The 246-nt window shown below is 61.0% G+C and carries 1 protein-coding gene; it reads left to right on the top strand.

The features are described from left to right. Nucleotides 1-33: 33 nt before the first annotated feature. On the top strand, nucleotides 34-246 hold a 213-nt coding region (locus AC1RPV_RS08145; protein WP_481764260.1), incomplete at its 3' end, for a barstar family protein.

The following is a 246-nucleotide window of genomic DNA, read 5'->3' as shown; positions in this document are numbered from 1 at the left end:
GCCGAGCCCGGGCTTTCATCGAACGAGGAGCCTATGAGCCTTTTCACGACCGTGCGACCCAATCTCGTGCAGTCGATCCGCGCGTTCCGCGTGCAGGATCTCGCCGACGAAGCCGGTCGGCTCGGCCAGCATTTCCTGTACGCGTATTGCGGCGCCGCGCAGTCGAAGCAGGAAGTGATGGAAACGATCGCGACCTCGTTCCTGTTTCCGAAGCATTTCGGGAAGAACTATGACGCGCTGTACGAC

It is taken from the genome of Dellaglioa sp. CoH-55-MRSF-9 (assembly GCF_056782155.1).
The sequence above is the reverse complement of the archived record's forward strand: the minus strand, read 5'-3'. Positions and strand labels throughout refer to the sequence as shown.